The sequence below is a fragment of the Streptomyces sp. NBC_01591 genome, assembly GCF_035918155.1.
GTDB lineage: Bacteria > Actinomycetota > Actinomycetes > Streptomycetales > Streptomycetaceae > Streptomyces.
The window spans coordinates 378,696-393,096 of record NZ_CP109327.1; the positions used below are offsets into that span (position 1 = coordinate 378,696).

General features: G+C 68.1%; 17 protein-coding genes and 2 pseudogenes. 12 read left to right on the forward strand and 7 right to left on the reverse strand.

The window, feature by feature from the left end; translation table 11 throughout:
* Window positions 1-209: 209 nt before the first annotated feature.
* Both OG978_RS01955 and OG978_RS01960 read right to left on the reverse strand, forming a co-directional pair.
* Window positions 210-653: a tail fiber domain-containing protein gene (locus OG978_RS01955; protein WP_326763508.1), complete on the reverse strand. Its 444-nt coding sequence runs from the start codon at window positions 651-653 to the stop codon at window positions 210-212.
* On the reverse strand, window positions 641-856 hold the full coding sequence (locus OG978_RS01960; RefSeq protein ID WP_326763509.1) for a hypothetical protein: 216 nt from the start codon (window positions 854-856) through the stop codon (window positions 641-643). Before OG978_RS01960 ends, OG978_RS01955 begins: the two co-directional genes overlap by 13 nt.
* A 370-nt stretch (window positions 857-1,226) precedes the next feature.
* On the opposite strand from OG978_RS01960, the gene OG978_RS01965 reads away from it, so the two are divergent.
* The 4 genes and pseudogenes from OG978_RS01965 to OG978_RS01980 all read left to right on the forward strand — a co-directional run bounded on the left by OG978_RS01965 (window position 1,227) and on the right by OG978_RS01980 (window position 3,671).
* Window positions 1,227-1,448: a hypothetical protein gene (locus OG978_RS01965; RefSeq protein WP_326763510.1), complete on the forward strand. Its 222-nt coding sequence runs from the start codon at window positions 1,227-1,229 to the stop codon at window positions 1,446-1,448.
* Window positions 1,429-2,658: an IS21 family transposase gene (gene istA, locus OG978_RS01970; protein WP_326769901.1), complete on the forward strand. Its 1,230-nt coding sequence runs from the start codon at window positions 1,429-1,431 to the stop codon at window positions 2,656-2,658. Before OG978_RS01965 ends, istA begins: the two co-directional genes overlap by 20 nt.
* A gap of 4 nt (window positions 2,659-2,662) precedes the next feature.
* Window positions 2,663-2,929: pseudogene (locus OG978_RS01975) on the forward strand (ATP-binding protein); the annotation flags it as partial.
* A 181-nt stretch (window positions 2,930-3,110) separates the two neighbouring features.
* A complete protein-coding gene (locus tag OG978_RS01980) occupies window positions 3,111-3,671 on the forward strand; it encodes a cysteine hydrolase family protein (RefSeq protein ID WP_326763511.1) in 561 nt (186 codons plus the stop codon).
* Between the two features lie 690 nt (window positions 3,672-4,361).
* Here OG978_RS01980 and OG978_RS01985 read toward each other — a convergent pair.
* Complete coding sequence (locus OG978_RS01985) at window positions 4,362-4,667, reverse strand: DUF6221 family protein (RefSeq protein WP_326763512.1); 306 nt, start codon at window positions 4,665-4,667, stop codon at window positions 4,362-4,364.
* 260 nt (window positions 4,668-4,927) lie between these two features.
* Between OG978_RS01985 and OG978_RS01990 the strand changes: the two genes are divergently transcribed.
* From OG978_RS01990 to OG978_RS02020, 7 genes and pseudogenes are all read left to right on the forward strand, one after another.
* Window positions 4,928-5,206, forward strand: a complete 279-nt coding sequence (locus OG978_RS01990; RefSeq protein WP_326770311.1) for a hypothetical protein — start codon at window positions 4,928-4,930, stop codon at window positions 5,204-5,206.
* A 155-nt stretch (window positions 5,207-5,361) separates the two neighbouring features.
* Window positions 5,362-6,381: a proline racemase family protein gene (locus OG978_RS01995; RefSeq protein WP_326763513.1), complete on the forward strand. Its 1,020-nt coding sequence runs from the start codon at window positions 5,362-5,364 to the stop codon at window positions 6,379-6,381.
* Window positions 6,382-6,533: 152 nt separating this feature from the next.
* A complete protein-coding gene (locus OG978_RS02000) occupies window positions 6,534-7,145 on the forward strand; it encodes an APC family permease (RefSeq protein ID WP_326763514.1) in 612 nt (203 codons plus the stop codon).
* Window positions 7,127-7,564, forward strand: coding sequence for a hypothetical protein (locus tag OG978_RS02005; protein ID WP_326763515.1), 438 nt, complete (start codon window positions 7,127-7,129; stop codon window positions 7,562-7,564). The genes OG978_RS02000 and OG978_RS02005 overlap by 19 nt, the downstream gene beginning before the upstream one ends.
* Before the next feature lie 314 nt (window positions 7,565-7,878).
* Window positions 7,879-8,097 (forward strand): annotated as a pseudogene (locus tag OG978_RS02010) (transposase); the annotation flags it as partial.
* 311 nt (window positions 8,098-8,408) lie between these two features.
* Window positions 8,409-9,074, forward strand: a complete 666-nt coding sequence (locus tag OG978_RS02015) for a nitroreductase (protein ID WP_326763516.1) — start codon at window positions 8,409-8,411, stop codon at window positions 9,072-9,074.
* An 80-nt stretch (window positions 9,075-9,154) separates the two neighbouring features.
* On the forward strand, window positions 9,155-9,337 hold the full coding sequence (locus OG978_RS02020) for an HNH endonuclease (RefSeq protein WP_326769902.1): 183 nt from the start codon (window positions 9,155-9,157) through the stop codon (window positions 9,335-9,337).
* Between the two features lie 145 nt (window positions 9,338-9,482).
* Here the strand turns inward: OG978_RS02020 and OG978_RS02025 are convergent, their stop codons facing one another.
* Window positions 9,483-9,665, reverse strand: coding sequence for a hypothetical protein (locus tag OG978_RS02025; RefSeq protein WP_326763517.1), 183 nt, complete (start codon window positions 9,663-9,665; stop codon window positions 9,483-9,485).
* A gap of 445 nt (window positions 9,666-10,110) precedes the next feature.
* On the opposite strand from OG978_RS02025, the gene OG978_RS02030 reads away from it, so the two are divergent.
* Window positions 10,111-10,539: a hypothetical protein gene (locus OG978_RS02030; RefSeq protein ID WP_326763518.1), complete on the forward strand. Its 429-nt coding sequence runs from the start codon at window positions 10,111-10,113 to the stop codon at window positions 10,537-10,539.
* A gap of 572 nt (window positions 10,540-11,111) precedes the next feature.
* Here the strand turns inward: OG978_RS02030 and OG978_RS02035 are convergent.
* From OG978_RS02035 to OG978_RS02045, 3 genes are all read right to left on the reverse strand, one after another.
* The gene (locus OG978_RS02035) at window positions 11,112-11,645 is read right to left on the reverse strand and encodes a GrpB family protein (protein ID WP_326763519.1); all 534 of its coding nucleotides are present in this window, start codon (window positions 11,643-11,645) and stop codon (window positions 11,112-11,114) included.
* Window positions 11,646-11,732: 87 nt separating this feature from the next.
* Window positions 11,733-13,160: an NF041680 family putative transposase gene (locus OG978_RS02040; protein ID WP_326763520.1), complete on the reverse strand. Its 1,428-nt coding sequence runs from the start codon at window positions 13,158-13,160 to the stop codon at window positions 11,733-11,735.
* 173 nt (window positions 13,161-13,333) lie between these two features.
* Complete coding sequence (locus OG978_RS02045; RefSeq protein ID WP_442817639.1) at window positions 13,334-14,380, reverse strand: IS630 family transposase; 1,047 nt, start codon at window positions 14,378-14,380, stop codon at window positions 13,334-13,336.
* Window positions 14,381-14,401: the final 21 nt, after the last annotated feature.

Here is a 14,401-nt window from a genome sequence, read left to right on the forward strand (position 1 = left end):
AGCACAACACCCACCGGGTCTGTGCGGACGCCCGGCCGGGACGTCACTCAGGAAACAGGCGCAGCAGAGTTTCGACGGTATGGGTCACCAGGGAGAGGTCAGCGAGGTAGCGCACCCGGTGGCGCAGGCCGGGCAGGCAGAGGTCGCAGACGCGTCATCCATCCGCAACCGCTGCACCCAGCCACAGTCAGGCCCAGCGGTTGAGATGGTCAGCCCCGCGGGGTCTCCGCACCAGGTGCGTGAGCTGCCGGCTCAATCTTCTGCGCCCGGAGTTCCCTGACCTCAGCCTGAAGGTCTGTGAGTTGCCGGTGAAGTGCCTGAATCGCCACGATCACGACGCCGTTGGCATCGGTGCAGCAGATCGTCTTGTCGTCGGCTCCCAGGCCCAGGTGGGCCCGCCAGTCCTGTGCCATCGGCCCCAGGTGGCGCACTTCGTCGTCCTCCCACCGGTACCGCCATGTGCTCACAGGTAGGCCGACCACCGCGGCAAGGACATCGAACCCGTTCACACCGTCACCCGCCTCTGCGACAGATTCCCGGGAGGCTGTGGACGTCATTCCAGCGGGATTGGGCGTGTCGGGGTGCAGGCGCGCCCGGTAGGCCCGAATGCCGGCGATCCGGGCGCGGTGAAGGCGTTCGGTCAGCGATCCCATCGCACCGGGCTCACGCTGGTCTTTACGGCCCGGTCCGAGAACAGCAGGCTGCCCAGCGGGACGAACTGGGCGGAGACCTCGGGGTCGTCGTCGGCCGGGGCGGCACTCCGCTCCACTGCCCGAACCTGCGCGGGCTCGGCGGCCTCGACCGCCGAGGCCGCGCCCAGACACACCGACACGGCGGCGATCACAGCAGAGGACACTGCGGCAAGCCGGGTAGCTGTAGTAAGAGACATGAAGCACGCTCCGGGTTGGTCAGAGATCAGATCAACCAGGCAACGACACCGCTCCCCGTTGGTCACGAGCAGCACGACCAGACGTTGACGAGACCCAGGGGTCCGAATCAGAGCGCTTCGCGAAGAGCCCGAGCGAGGAAGTTGTTCGCAGTCGTTCCGGGATGGTGAACGACGGCTGCGTACACGGTTCCGCCCGCCCGCCTGGAAACGTAGGGCGCGTGCACTCCGGGGCCTGATGATGTGCGGCCGGATGCCGTTGATGACGTAGATGCCGGCCGGGCGGGTGGAGGTGATGATCGCGTCCATGCCCCGGCCGGTGCCCTGGACGCTGAGGGTGATGCCGCGTCCCATGCTGCCGGGTGCCAGCTGCTCGGCCCGCCGTACGACCGGTGCGGCCCCGGCGCCGGAGGATGCGTTCTCCGATCCCGCCTGGTCGGCGCAGCGCCCGTTCCAGGCGGGTCGCGTCGATGTGGAGGTCCAGACCGCCACCGGCATCGTGGGCTTCGTGGCACAGCTGGAGCGCAGCAGCCTCGCCACCCCTGCGGCGACCGTACGGTGAGATCCGGCGGCTCCACCGTGCGGAAGGCATGTCGATCAAGGGGATCGCGCGGCATCTGGGGATCGCCCGGAACACTGTGCGGCGGGCCGTGGCCAGCGACGATCCGCCGAAGTACCGGCGGGCGCCGAAGGGCTCGATCGTGGACGCGGTGGAGCCGGCGATCCGCGAGTTGCTGGCGGAGTACCCGCGGATGCCCGCCACGGTGATCGCCGAGCGGATCGGATGGGAACGGTCGTTGTCAGTACTGAAGCGGCGGGTGCGGGAACTGCGGCCGGTCTACCTTCCGGCGGACCCGGTCTCGCGGACGGCGTATCAGCCCGGCGAGCTGGCCCAGTGCGATCTGTGGTTCCCGCCAGTGGATATCCCGCTGGGCTTCGGGCAGACCGGGCGCCCGCCGGTGCTGGTGATGGTGGCCGGCTATTCGCGGGTAATCACCGCGCGGATGCTGCCGTCGAGGCAGGCCGCCGATCTTGTGAGCGGGCACTGGGACCTGCTGTTCGGTTGGAATGCGGTGCCCCGGGCGCTGGTCTGGGACAACGAGGCGGCCATCGGACGCCGCCGGGAGGGGCGGGTCGTGCTCGGTCATGAGTTCGCTGCCCTGGCCGGGCTGCTGGCCTGCAAGGTGATCCTGTGCCGGCCCCGCGACCCGGAGGCCAAGGGTCTGGTCGAGCGGGCCAACGGCTACCTGCAGACGTCGTTCGTGCCCGGCAGGGTGTTCACCTCCCCGGGCGACTTCAACACGCAGCTGGCCGCGTGGCTTGAGGTCGCCAACCGACGGGTGCACCGCACCCTGGAGGCCCGTCCGGCCGAGCGGTGGGAGGCCGACCGGGCCGCGATGCTGCCACTGCCGCCGACCGCGCCGCCGCGCTGGTGGCAGACCTCGGTGCGGATCGGCCGGGACCACTACATCCGCCTGGACACCTGTGACTATTCCGTCCACCCGGCCGCGATCGGACGGATCGTGCGGATCGAGGCGGACACCGAAACGGTGCGGGCTCATCTGGACGGCCGCCTGGTCGCCGAGCACGCGCGCTGCTGGGCCCGCCACCAGACGCTGACCGACCCGGACCACGCCGATGCCGCCACGGCGATGCGGCGCCAGTACCGCCAGAGCGGGGCCGTCGCCGCGGCGGTGGAGGTCGCACAGCCGGATCTGCCGGCCTACGACCGCGTCTTCCATCTGATTGAGGGCGGAGGAGGAGAGGAGTGAAGCCATGGCCACCCGCCCCACCACGTCCCGGGACATCGCCGCGGAACTGGCCATCCTCAGCCGTGCGTTGAAGGCACCAGCCCTGCTGGACGCTGCCGACCGGCTCGCCGAACGCGCCACCGCCGAGTCCTGGACGCATCAGGAGTATCTGGCCGCCTGCCTGCAGCGCGAGGTCGCCGCCCGAGAGGCCCACGGCGGAGAAGGCCGCATCCGCGCGGCCCGTTTCCCCGCCCGCAAGACCCTGGAGGAGTTCGACTTCCATCACCTGCGCGGGCTGAAACGGGAGGCGGCGCGATCAACGGTGCCTGGACGCACCGGACCACCTCGCCAAGGAGGGCCGCCTGGCGAAACTCGTCCCCGGCGGGCACACTGCCACGGTGCGCCACGCACTACCCGAACATGGAGAACCCGGCCCGCTTCAGCGCCGAACCGACGTCGTTCCTGGAGACCGTATGAGCAGCGCCCTTCTCGTGATGGACGTCCAGCGAGCCGTCGTGGACATTGTCGACGACGGCTCCGGATACCTGCCGCGCCTGCGCAGGGCGATCAATGGTGCCCGGGCGGCAGACATTCCTGTCATCTACGTGGTCATCGCATTACGCCCGGGCTTTCCGGAAGTCGGCTCGCGCAACAGGGCACTCACCGCCGTCGCGCGAGCCGGGCTCCATGTCGAGGGCGACCCCGGCACCGAAATCCACCCCGATGTCGCGCCCCGGCCAGGCGAGGTGGTGGTCACCAAGAGACGGGCGAGCGCGTTCTCGGGCAGCGACCTCGACGTGGTGCTCAGGGCGCATGGCATCGACAGCCTCGTCCTCACCGGCATCGCTACCAGCGCCGTGGTGCTGCACACCCTGTGCCAGGCCAACGACCTGGACTTCGACCTCACCGTCCTCGCCGACGCCTGCCTGGACACCGACGCCGAGGTTCACCGGTTCCTCACCGAGAAACTTTTCCCGCAGTGGGCGGACGTCGTCACCGTCGACGACTGGCTCAATGCCACCACACCCCGTTAACGGCAGACCAGGGAGAGACTCGTGAGTGGTGCCGCACGTCGGCGCAGCGCTGCTACTTCGGGCATGACCTTGCCATGACACTCCGTCACGGCACATAAGGATCCTTGTAGGCAGCGATGCCGCCTTCGACGAGCCGGGCGGGGCAGCGGTGCTGGCCGAACGGGTAATCGTCGCGGCGTGCGACCTGGCGGGTGCCCCGATGTCTCTGCTCTCTGGGACGATCTTGTCCGCCGGGCTGAGCCGCGCGCCCGGGCGTCGCTGCCCCGTTGGTGTTCGCCGGCCAGACCGACACCGCCGCCCTGCGGCGCGATACGGCGTTCGGGGCGCCTGGCCAGCCAGAGAGGGCCGGGGGCGAGGTCTACACGCGGGTGGAGACGGACCTGGTAGTAGAGGTGCTGGCCGGGTCCGGCCGACACGGGACGCTCACTTCTTTGCATTGCTCTACCTGTCTACCGTGATGGAGGGGCGCCGGGCCTTGGCTGCGGCGTAAGGGCCTCACGCCCGCCGCAACCGACTGGCCGAGCAACCTGGCTCTCCAGGTCAGCTGACACCACGGCACCCCCGCGCCGGGCGTCTCAGGTGTCCTCGGTGCGGAACGGGCCGCCCGGCCCCCGAGGCCGGACGGACGGACCAGGGGTCACAAACTCTTCCAGCAGTTGCGAGCAGTCGACCACCAGCCGGAGGGCGGAGTCATCGCGTTCGCCGCTGTCCGACTGCCGGCCGCCAGTCCTCGCGATAGTCGGGGTGGTCGGCGTAGGGCAGGGTCAGGTGGCGGAAGACCTCAAGGGGGACCGTGCATTCCATGCCGGCCGTGAACTTGTTGAAGGAGTCCGACAGCGCCCCACCCGTCTCCGGCTCCTCGTACCGCTCGAGCAGGCCACGCTTGGCCTCGACTTCACGCAGGGCGCGGGCCGGATCACGACGGGCGATGTGAGCGGCGTGCTGGTCGCCCGCGCCAGTCCTGTACGTGACCACCGTGCCGGCATCGTCGCTCACCACACCGCTCGGGATGAGGCGGCCGCCAACCGTGGCCGATCCGTGCCAGTGGCGCTCCTGGGCACCGAGCGGGCGCGGTGCGGGATACCGTCCGGGAGCCGCCGAACGGCGGCAGCGAGGGTACCCGAGCCGCGCTGGGCGGCCGCCGTCACCACCGAGGAGGAACGTGACGCCGAACTCGAAGAGGTCCTCAGCGATCTCCGCCTCGTCAAGGGGGACTGGGAGATCGTCGAACTGCGCAAGGCCGTGGACTCCACGGTGTGCAGATTCACCGACGGGTCAAGAGCGTGGACGATCCCGGTCGGCGCACCGGAGGCGTCAGCCAGGTCGTCGGTCGGCGCACGGACGTCCCGGCAGGGCAGAGCGAGCACGAGCTCCGACTCGGCGAGGGGGCTACGCCGGCCCATCCGGACGACCTCACCGTGCCCGAAGAGCGGCGCGGCAACGGCGTCCGGATCGAGGACGACCTGGAATGGTCGTCACCGAGGACGGTCACGAGAGCCTGGGCCGAGGCGTGGATAGCCCGGTTCGCTGGCTGACAGCATTGTCACCGGCACCAGGTTCGCTGGGTTCTTCTCCGCCAAGCTCGCCTTGATCCTCTAACCTCACGCGATCCCGAACTGGATGATTTCGTCGACGCCGGCCGGTTCTGACCGCCTCACACCCTGCCCTCACCAGCTCTGTGGAGGACCTCATGACCATCCACCAGGTACTCACCACCGACTATCACACCGGCGGTGAACCGTTTCGCATCGTCCCCGAACCGCCGGTCGCCATCGAAGGAGCCACCGTCGCCGAACGCCGCATCTTCGCCATCGGCAACCCCGACGTGGACAACCTGCGCAAACTGCTGTGCTTCGAACCCCGCGGACACGCCGACATGTACGGCGGATTCATTACACCGCCGGACGACGAGGGCGCTCACTTCGGCGTGCTGTTCTGGCACAAGGACGGCTTCTCAACAGCCTGCGGCCACGGTTCCATCGCGCTCGCCGTCTGGGCCGTGCAGACCGGCCGCGTCGCCCGCGACCGGTCCGGCATCACCACAGTCGTTATCGACGTGCCCTCAGGCCGGGTCACCCTGCGCGTGCACACCGCCGACGAACAGGTCACCGGCGTCGACTTCGTCAACGTCCCCAGCTACCGGCTCGCCGAACGCGTCACCGTCGCCACGTCCTGCGGGGACGTCGTCGTCGATGTCGCCTACGGCGGCGCCATCTACGCGCATCTGGACGCAGCCAGCGTAGGACTGGCCGTTACCCCTGAGCACTACTCCGACCTCATCGCGATCGGACGCGAGGTCAAATGGGCGCTGAACAACAGCGAGCACGCCCGTCACCCCGTCGACGACCGCCTCAGCGGCATCTACGGCACCATCCTGTACGACGACCTCGGCACCGACGAGAACGGCAACCCGTACCAGCGTAACGTCACCGTCTTCGCCGACGGCCAGGTCGACCGTTCCCCATGCGGCTCCGGCACCTGCTCCCGTGTCGCCGTGCTCGCAGCGACCGGTCACCTCAAGCCAGGCCAGATCCTCGTCCACGACTCGATCGTCGGCACCCGCTTCCACGCGCGGATCGTCGCGGAGACGGCCGTCGACGGCCACCCCGCCGTCGTTGCGGAGGTCACGGGGAAGGCATACCGGACCGGCGAGCACCGCTTCGAACTCAATCCCGCGGATGACCTCGGCACCGGCTTCGTCCTGCGGTAGCCGCCCCGCCGACCGGCTGAGCAAGCGCGTGCGCAGTGCCTGCGTCCCGCGTACGCCTCTCACTCGGGAGGCCATCTCGGCCCGTCCCGCCCGGATGCCGCGGCTGTGGGCAAGATGCTCGCGCATGATTTCGGCGTCCAGCCCGTCGTCGGGTGCCTCGGTCGCCGCCAGATCGACGTGGGCGCCCGGGTGCTCGGGGTGTTCATGGCCGCCGAGGTCCTCATCCTGATCGTCGTGGTCGTGGCCGTGCTGGTGACCGGGGGCCCGGAGGGTATGTCAGCCGGATCCTTCCAGCCTTCCAGCCCGGCCAGGTGTTCGGCGCCGGCGCCGGCGGGATGTTCGTGCTCGTCCTCGGCGCGTTCATCGGATTCGAAGGCACCGCGATCTACTCGGGGGAGACGCGGGAACCGAAGCGGACGATCCCTCGCGCGACCTACCTGGCCGTCGCCTTCCTGGCCCTCTTCTACACGTTCGCCACATGGGCCGCGACCGTCGGTTTCGGAGCCGACGGCCTTGTGAGCCTGGCCCATTCCGACGACTTCGGGAACATGTACTTCGACCTCGCCGACGAGTTCGTCGGACACGCGGCGAAGTCCGTGATGGAAGTCCTCATCGTCACGATCATCTTCGCGGCGCTCATCGCGTTCCACAACGCCAGCACCCGCTACCTGTTCGCCCTGGGCCGTGAGCGGCTCCTGCCCCGTCGGCTCCCGCCCGCACCCACACGAAGCACAGCTCGGCGCACGTGGCCAGCGTCGTCATGACCGTGGTCTCCGTGGTCCTCGTGGTGCTCGCGACGCTCGTCCACGCCGACCCCTACATGCAGCTGCTGTTGTGGGCGAACGGCGTCGGGGTCACCGGGATCGTCGCCCTGCAGGTGCTGTGCGCGCTCGCGGTCATCCGGTTCCTCTGGAAGGACAACTGCGGGCACCATTTCGCACGGGTCAAGGCCGCTCCGGCACTCGCCGCCGTCGGCCTCACCGTCGGCCTGTACCTGATGCTCACCGATTTCGAGCTGCTCACCGGCCGCACCGGCTGCATCAACGCCGCGCTGCTCAGCCCGGTGGTGCTGCTCGGCCTCGGCGGGGCCGGGTACGCGCTCCACCTCCGGGCCCGTCGGTCCGACCTCTACGCCGTGCTCGCCGGCACGGATGCGACACAGAACACGAAGGAAAGTTCATGACAGATCCGCACTACCTCAGCGCGCAAGAACTGCTGGAGGCATGCCGGACCAGGGCGCTGTCGCCCGTCGAGGACCTCGACACTGTCGAGGACTGGGCGGACGCCGTCGAGCCGACCGTCAACGCCCTGAGCCACCGGCTCCTTCAGGAACAGGCCCGCGCTGCTGCGGTCGAAGCCGAGGCCCGCTACGCCGGCCGGGGCGGCGGCGAGCCACGTCCTCTGGAGAGAATCCGCGTCGCGGCCAAGGAGGATCAGCCCATCACTGGACTTCCGCTCCGCCTCGAGTCCCTCCGCACGGACGACACTCCCTCGGCCACCAACGCCATCGAGTCGCTGAACGCCCGCTACCGGCGAGCGGCCCAAGCCTGCGGACATTTCCCCAACGAGACCGCCGCCCTCAAGCGCCTCTACCTGGCCACCCTCGCCCTCGACCCCACCGGACGGGGCCGCCAACGCTGGAACAACCGCTGGAAGAGCGCGCTCAACGAATTCGACCTCCTCTTCGACGGCCGCCTCACCGCCGGACGGGTGTAGACCAATCAGCCCACCGGAGAACCTGTGGGCCAATCAGACGAATCACACCTCATTCCTGATAGACCCTCCGGATCTGGCCGGGGGCCTACCGGGAATCAGTGGTGATCGGGCTGTCCGGCCAGAAGCCGTCTTCGTACCGATGACGGACCTTGGGATCGAACAGGGCTCTGGATCGGATGATCTCGGCGCAGCCGATGCATGAAAGCAGGGCACTGCTGCAGATCGAAGTGCGATCCGGATCACTTGTTGCTTCTTGTGCGTGCTGAAGACGGTAGAGAGGAGGTTGTCGTTGAGCGAGAGGACGAGAAGACGTGGATGTGTACGAAGCTGTGGACAGTCGCCGGGCTGTGCGGACGTTCAGCGATGAGCCGGTATCCAAAGAAATACTCGAACGAGTGCTGGCTGCAGCAACGCGGGCTCCGTCGAGTGGGAACCTCCAGCCATGGCATGTGTATGTCGTGGCCGGCGAGCCCTTGGCCGAACTGAAGAGGCATGCGACGGCCAGGGCACTGGCTGGGGACCCGGGTGATGAGCGGGAGTATCCGATGTACCCGGCCGGACTGGCCTCGCCGTATCTGGACCGTTTTTCCGCCGCGGCTGCCCAGCGGTACGAAGCGCTGGGAATTGAGCGCGACGACCCTGACAGGCCCATGAAGATTGCCGCATTGAACTCGGAGGCGTTCGGGGCACCGGTCGTACTGTTCTGCTACCTCGACCGGACGATGGGACCCGGACAGTGGGGGGACGCGGGAATGTACTTGCAGACGGTCATGCTGTTGCTGAGGGCAGAAGGGTTGCACAGCTGCCCCCAGGTGATGTGGACGATGTATCGCAAGACCGTCAGCCAGATGGTTGGGGCCGATGACGGGCTCGTGCTGTTCTGCGGTGTCTCGGTGGGATTCGAGAAGGAAGGCGTGCCACGGCTGCGCACCGGGCGGGCGGACATGACAGAAACAGTGAGCTTCATCGGAGTGTGACCAGGCATGTCGGTCTGGCTACGACGAACCTCTACATCAGCTGAGACAACGTGAGGGAGCGGGTGGACTGGTTCGAAGCCATGCGTAACCGGCTTCACGAAGACCACCTGGTCTACCGCCCCGACGGCGGCAGCGATGATCGTAGTAACCTGCGGCTGGTACACGCCGATTGTCACCGCATTCACCATGCGAGGGACTACAAACGGCCCCAGAAAGATCTCCAGCGGACCAGTGGCGCGGTCTGCTTGAGCCGTATGCGTTGAGAGGCGCACGTACGGTTCCGAGGGGGCCCGGCCCAGCAATAGGCTGGGGCTACCCGGCAGTTTCGGAAGACTCGCCAAGGCTCGACGCCGCGTCTGCGGTGTCCGGCCCTCGCTCATTCTGCCGACCGGGCGCTGACGCGGGGGTTCAGCGCCCGCAGGAGCGACCGGACCGGCCCCGGGCCAGCAGCTGGAACTGGTAATCGTTCTGCGCGCGCCGGGCGGTTGCGCGGGTCTGTTCGGCGGCCCGCTGCCGGGCCTGTTTGATGTGCGCCGCACGCTGCTGTGACTCGCGGGCGTGTCGGCTGCGGGCCTCGGTCGCCATGCGCAAGCGCAGCGTTTTCTCCGCCTGTAGTTTGCCCGCCGTGGTGGTGTGCTTCTGCGCAGTGCCACGGAGCTCCGTGACACTACCGCTCGGCGGTGATGGAGCTCCGCGCAACTGTGCGGTTGGTGATCCGCTCGATGTCCGGGGAGCCGTTCACGCATCGCGGCGAGCCGGCTCTGCAGCTCGTTGACGTCGTGCGGACCTTCCCGGCGGGAGAGGCCGGTCGTCTCGGGGCTGCCGATCGCGGCCTACGCTTCGCGTCCGGCACCCTCGGTGGCCGCCCGGCACAGAGCATCTCCCGATACGCCCCGCTCCGCTTCTGCGTTTCACGCACGACCTTCAGCAACGGCTCAACCCGCAACACCCCACCCATACAGGAGAAATACCCGCCCCACAACCTTCTGCGACACGCTTTAGGCTTTCCCTTGATTCGAACGGGAGGGGCGGGAGCATGGCGATTTGGGGACTGGTCATCGAGACGACCGTGGGCGTCGGGGAGCGCAAGCACGCGGAGGCGTACGTGCTGACGCACGTGGAGGGTACGCGCGAAGAAGCTCTGGTGGAGTTGGAGCGGCGTGCCCGGAGACATAGGCCGGAGCACCCTAGAAGTCCGAAGCGCCGTCGGCTCTTCCGGGAAGGCGACGGCTTGCTTCTGGTGATCGACGGCGCCTGGCAGTCCTTCAGCACGCGGTTCACGGTGGCGGAGCTGCTGGACGACAGCGCCGCACCTGCCCCGCCGTCGGCGGAGGCGGCCCCACCGGAGGTTGAACCGGATCCTGCGGACACGGTGCCGCCTCAGCCCTCGACGCCGCCGGTGGAACGCTATGCGGACGGAGTGCCAGTGCAGCCGACCTGGTGGGGCCGCACCGACCTTCCCTGAGGCTGATGCACCCCGCCGGCGACGCCCACAGAACGCATGGTGTCTTCGGGTTCGCGGTGCCGGGTCGCCACGGCCGGGAAGCTCACCTCCACCGATTTCAGCTCAGCGGCATGCAGGCCCAGAGCTAGGTTGGCTCGGTGAGCAGGCCCGTGTCGGCGGTATGGATGCCGAGTGAGCGGTCGGCGTCCAGGCGCGCCCCGCACAGGACGCAGTCCCATCCTTTGACCTGACAGATCGCCAGTTCTGTCACGTTGATGGGCCGCGCGGCAACTGCTCTCAGTTCCTGCACTTTCTGCAGTGCGGCGGCGTCGGTCAGGGGACTGCGCGACGCGATCAGCCAGTACGGGCCGGCGGGGCCTGCTTGTTCTGTGGCGGGAGGACGAGGTGGTTCGTTTCTCCGAGGTCGGTGGACTCGGGCAGGTTTCTGGTGCTGACAATGCCGGACGGTACGGGCCAGTACATGGTGCGGGCGGCGGGATCCAGGATGACGCGGCCCGCGTCCGGGCTGAATCGCTCGACGGCCGGCCCGGTAATGCGTCACAACATCACCAACCCGTGCGGCCGCTGTCACATCACGGTTCTCCGGCGGCCCGAGCGGCGTAGGACCTCGCGAGCAGTTCCTCCACCAGAGCGCCCTTCGCCGTCGAGTACTCCTGCCTGCCCCCGCTGTCGGCGTTTAACCGCTGTGCGAGGGCCAACTTCAACGCGCTGTAGCGCCGGACTTCATCGGGCCGCTGACGCAGGTAGTCACGGAGCAAGATGTGATCAAGGTAGGGCTTGGAACCTGCGACCACGCCGTACAGGTGATGTCCGGGAGCCGCAGAAGGGGCTTGAAAGGCCTCCCGCCCCGGAATCCCCAGATCACCTTCGTGCCGGTAACCCTGCCCGGTAAGCAGGGAGATCAGCTCGGGCATGACCGCCCCCTCGGCCACCACAATGTCAAGGTCGATGATCGGCTTGGCAGCACATCCGGGCACGGCCGTACTTCCGACATGCTCGATGGATACAGGTAGATCCGCGACGTGAGGTACAAGTCGCTGCCGCAGATCCTGGAATCGCTCAGCCCATCGGGGGTCGTAGTCGCTGACCACGATCATGCCAGTCATGCCGGCACTCTCCCACAGGACCGCCAGGGCCCCATCGAATCGCTTCGAGAGTCCCGACTATCGCGTACCGAGTCGTTAGCTTGGCGTTTATGCAGCTCTGCTGTTTGTGATGGCTGCCGCGAGGTTTGGTTTGTCCTGTTTCCCGACGGGGTGCTCGCGTGCGCGGTGCTTGTTCTTCATCCCAATTGGCCGGCCGGGGCCTGCGGTGCTGGGTTTCGGTGCGCTGGCCGGCTGAGGCGTTTTCCCGTGGAGGCGGCGAAATCCTCGACGGACGCGCGCGGGTGTGAGGCGCCCTTGGCGGGCGGGCCGCTCCCAGGGATTGCGGAGGTCTTCTGCGAGGGGCCGGGCAAGGCGGAGTTGGGTGTGGGCTGCAATGACGAGCCAGGTCCAGCGGTCGGCGGCGGCCGGCTCGCGGAGTTTGGGAGCGGTCCACCCCAACGTCTGCTTGAACATCCTGAAGGTGTGCTCAAGGTCGAATCTGCGCAGGAATGCCTGCCAGAGCCGGTCCACATCCCCAGCAGTCGCGGCAGTGGCCGACCACCACAGCCAGACCGGCCTGGGGCTGCGGTCTCCACGGAGGTGGTCGACCTGAACACGGATGACGGTGCCTTCGATGACCGGCAGGTCTCCTTCGGGGTGGTTGGCCCAGGCCGAGCGCCGGACCAGTAGTGGGTGCAGTCGATCCCAGGCAGTGGCGACGGCCTTCCCGTAGTGGGTGGTGTCGGTCACCGTGGTGACCGACGGGATCGGCTGAGTGGCCGCAACCTCGAACGCGAACTCCGCCCCGCGCTTGGGCTTGCGCCCGCGTTTGCCCGCCGGCTGTGGCGGGGGCGGGAAGTACAGGACGCGGTTCGAACGCATCCGGCCCAACAGTTCCACGGGCAGGTCCGCGAGCAGGAAAGCCAGACGGGTCACGTCATAGCCGGCATCGACGACGACCAGGACGGGCGGGTCACCGATCTGCCACTGCCCTGTCACATACAGCCGCTGGAACACGTCCCGGACCTGGGCTGCGGAGACGGCGATCGCGTCGTCCCACGGACACAGCCGGACCACGTCCAGCATGGCAGTCCACGACGTCCGCCCCGGTTCCAGAGCGGCAATGAAGGAGTAGGGCCACCCGGGGATCATCTGGGCCGAGCCCCTGCCCCGACCGTATGTATGGCAAAACAGCCGATCCGGGCTGGTACTCGCATCAGGCCGCAACCAGTTGCTGACATCGACCGCCAAGACCAACCGCCCCTCCGCCGTCCGGGGAAGCGGCAGACCCGCCAGCGCCCGGCGCAGCCGTGCCACATCCAGATGCCCGAGGTTCAGCCCGCCGTACAACGCACCATGCCCACGCTGATGCTCAGGCGCCAGGGACAGCTCGACCAACGTCCTCACTGGGCCGTCCGCACACAGCAAGGCGTCACTCAGCTCGAACAAGGCGTCGGGCCTCTTGGTCAGGCAGGCATAGAACTCCGTCCGGAAGCCCGACAGTTCGGCAAACGCATCCCGCTGCAGCAGACTCATTGTTCCGGCCTTCGTGCTGGTCAAGTGCCTCTGTGACGGAGCACAGGATCAGGCGAAGGCCGCTCTCGCGTCAGGCACTCAGCCGAAAGCGACACCAAGTTCGACGCTACGTTCGACCGCGGACGATAAACGCCAAGCTTAGTGGTCGACGCTGGAAGTCCTTCGGGGGTTGATCAGGCAGCCAGTGCGACGGAGGATTCTTGGTGTCGGTCGGTGAGCGTGTGCCGGTCGATCCGGGCCAGCAGATCGTCCAGGTCGGAGGTGGTGAACTTCCACTGGAACGGCTGTGCCGTGGCGTTGTAGCGGTCTTCGAACCCTCGGAGCCGATCCCTGACCTGATCGAGGTCGGTGAAGTCGTTGGGCGAGACGACCTTGCGTTGCACGATGGAGAAGAAGACCTCGATCTGGTTCACCCAGGAGGCGTGGACCGGGACGGTGTTCGGGAACTTGGCGGCCAGGCGGTCGATGGCCTTCTTGCCGCGGTGCGAGGAGCCGTTGTCCACGATCCAGAAGACGCGCTTCGCGCCGGCGTAGGGCTCCTGCGCCATGACCTGTTCGACCAGGGCCATGAACGGCACGATGCCGGTGGTGGCCTCGCAGCGGCCGAAGACTTTCGCCTGGTGGACGTCGTAGGCGGCCAGGTAGGCCACGGCACCGCCGCGGCCGTACTCGTGATTGACGCGCATCGCCCTGGCCTGGCCCGGGGCCAGGGTCGGGTGGCAGCGGCAGCGGGCCTGGACCGAGGTCTTCTCGTCGCTGGAGACCACGTACTCGTCCGCGCCGAGGGGTTCGCCTTCGTAGGTTCGGGCGTACAGGTCAAGGACGCGCTGGGCCTTGGCGCGGAAGTCCGGGTCCCGGATGAAGATCCAGGACCGGTACTGCCAGGGCTTGAGTGCGTCCTCGCGCAGCCAACGGCGCACGGTGGACGCCGAGACGGTGTCGGTGACGCCGCGCGCGGTCAGCTCGGCGGCCAGCTCCGGGCACGACCAGCGCGACAGGGGCGTGCCGGTCTCGGCGGGTAACTGGCAGGCCAGGGCCTTGGCTTCGGCGACCCGCACGGGGGTGAAGCGGGAGGGACGCCCGGAGCGTTTGCGGTCGGCCAGGGCCGGCAGCCCGCCCTGGGCGAACCGGCCGCGCCAGGTCCGCACGGTATCCACGTGCAGACGGGTCTCGGCGGCGATCCGGGCATTTGCCCCGGCCGCGTGCCGCCAGCAGCACAACGGTCGCCCGCTGCCGGGCCT

What these genes read in the sequence shown, in the direction of transcription:
- OG978_RS01955 (WP_326763508.1), bottom strand. Translation starts at nt 653, where the DNA reads ATGGGATCGCTGACCGAACGCCTTCACCGCGCCCGGATCGCCGGCATT.
- OG978_RS01965 (WP_326763510.1), top strand. Translation starts at nt 1,227, where the DNA reads ATGCCGCGTCCCATGCTGCCGGGTGCCAGCTGCTCGGCCCGCCGTACG.
- OG978_RS01980 (WP_326763511.1), top strand. Translation starts at nt 3,111, where the DNA reads ATGAGCAGCGCCCTTCTCGTGATGGACGTCCAGCGAGCCGTCGTGGAC.
- OG978_RS01995 (WP_326763513.1), top strand. Translation starts at nt 5,362, where the DNA reads ATGACCATCCACCAGGTACTCACCACCGACTATCACACCGGCGGTGAA.
- OG978_RS02020 (WP_326769902.1), top strand. Translation starts at nt 9,155, where the DNA reads ATGCGTAACCGGCTTCACGAAGACCACCTGGTCTACCGCCCCGACGGC.
- OG978_RS02030 (WP_326763518.1), top strand. Translation starts at nt 10,111, where the DNA reads ATGGCGATTTGGGGACTGGTCATCGAGACGACCGTGGGCGTCGGGGAG.
- OG978_RS02035 (WP_326763519.1), bottom strand. Translation starts at nt 11,645, where the DNA reads ATGACTGGCATGATCGTGGTCAGCGACTACGACCCCCGATGGGCTGAG.
- OG978_RS02040 (WP_326763520.1), bottom strand. Translation starts at nt 13,160, where the DNA reads ATGAGTCTGCTGCAGCGGGATGCGTTTGCCGAACTGTCGGGCTTCCGG.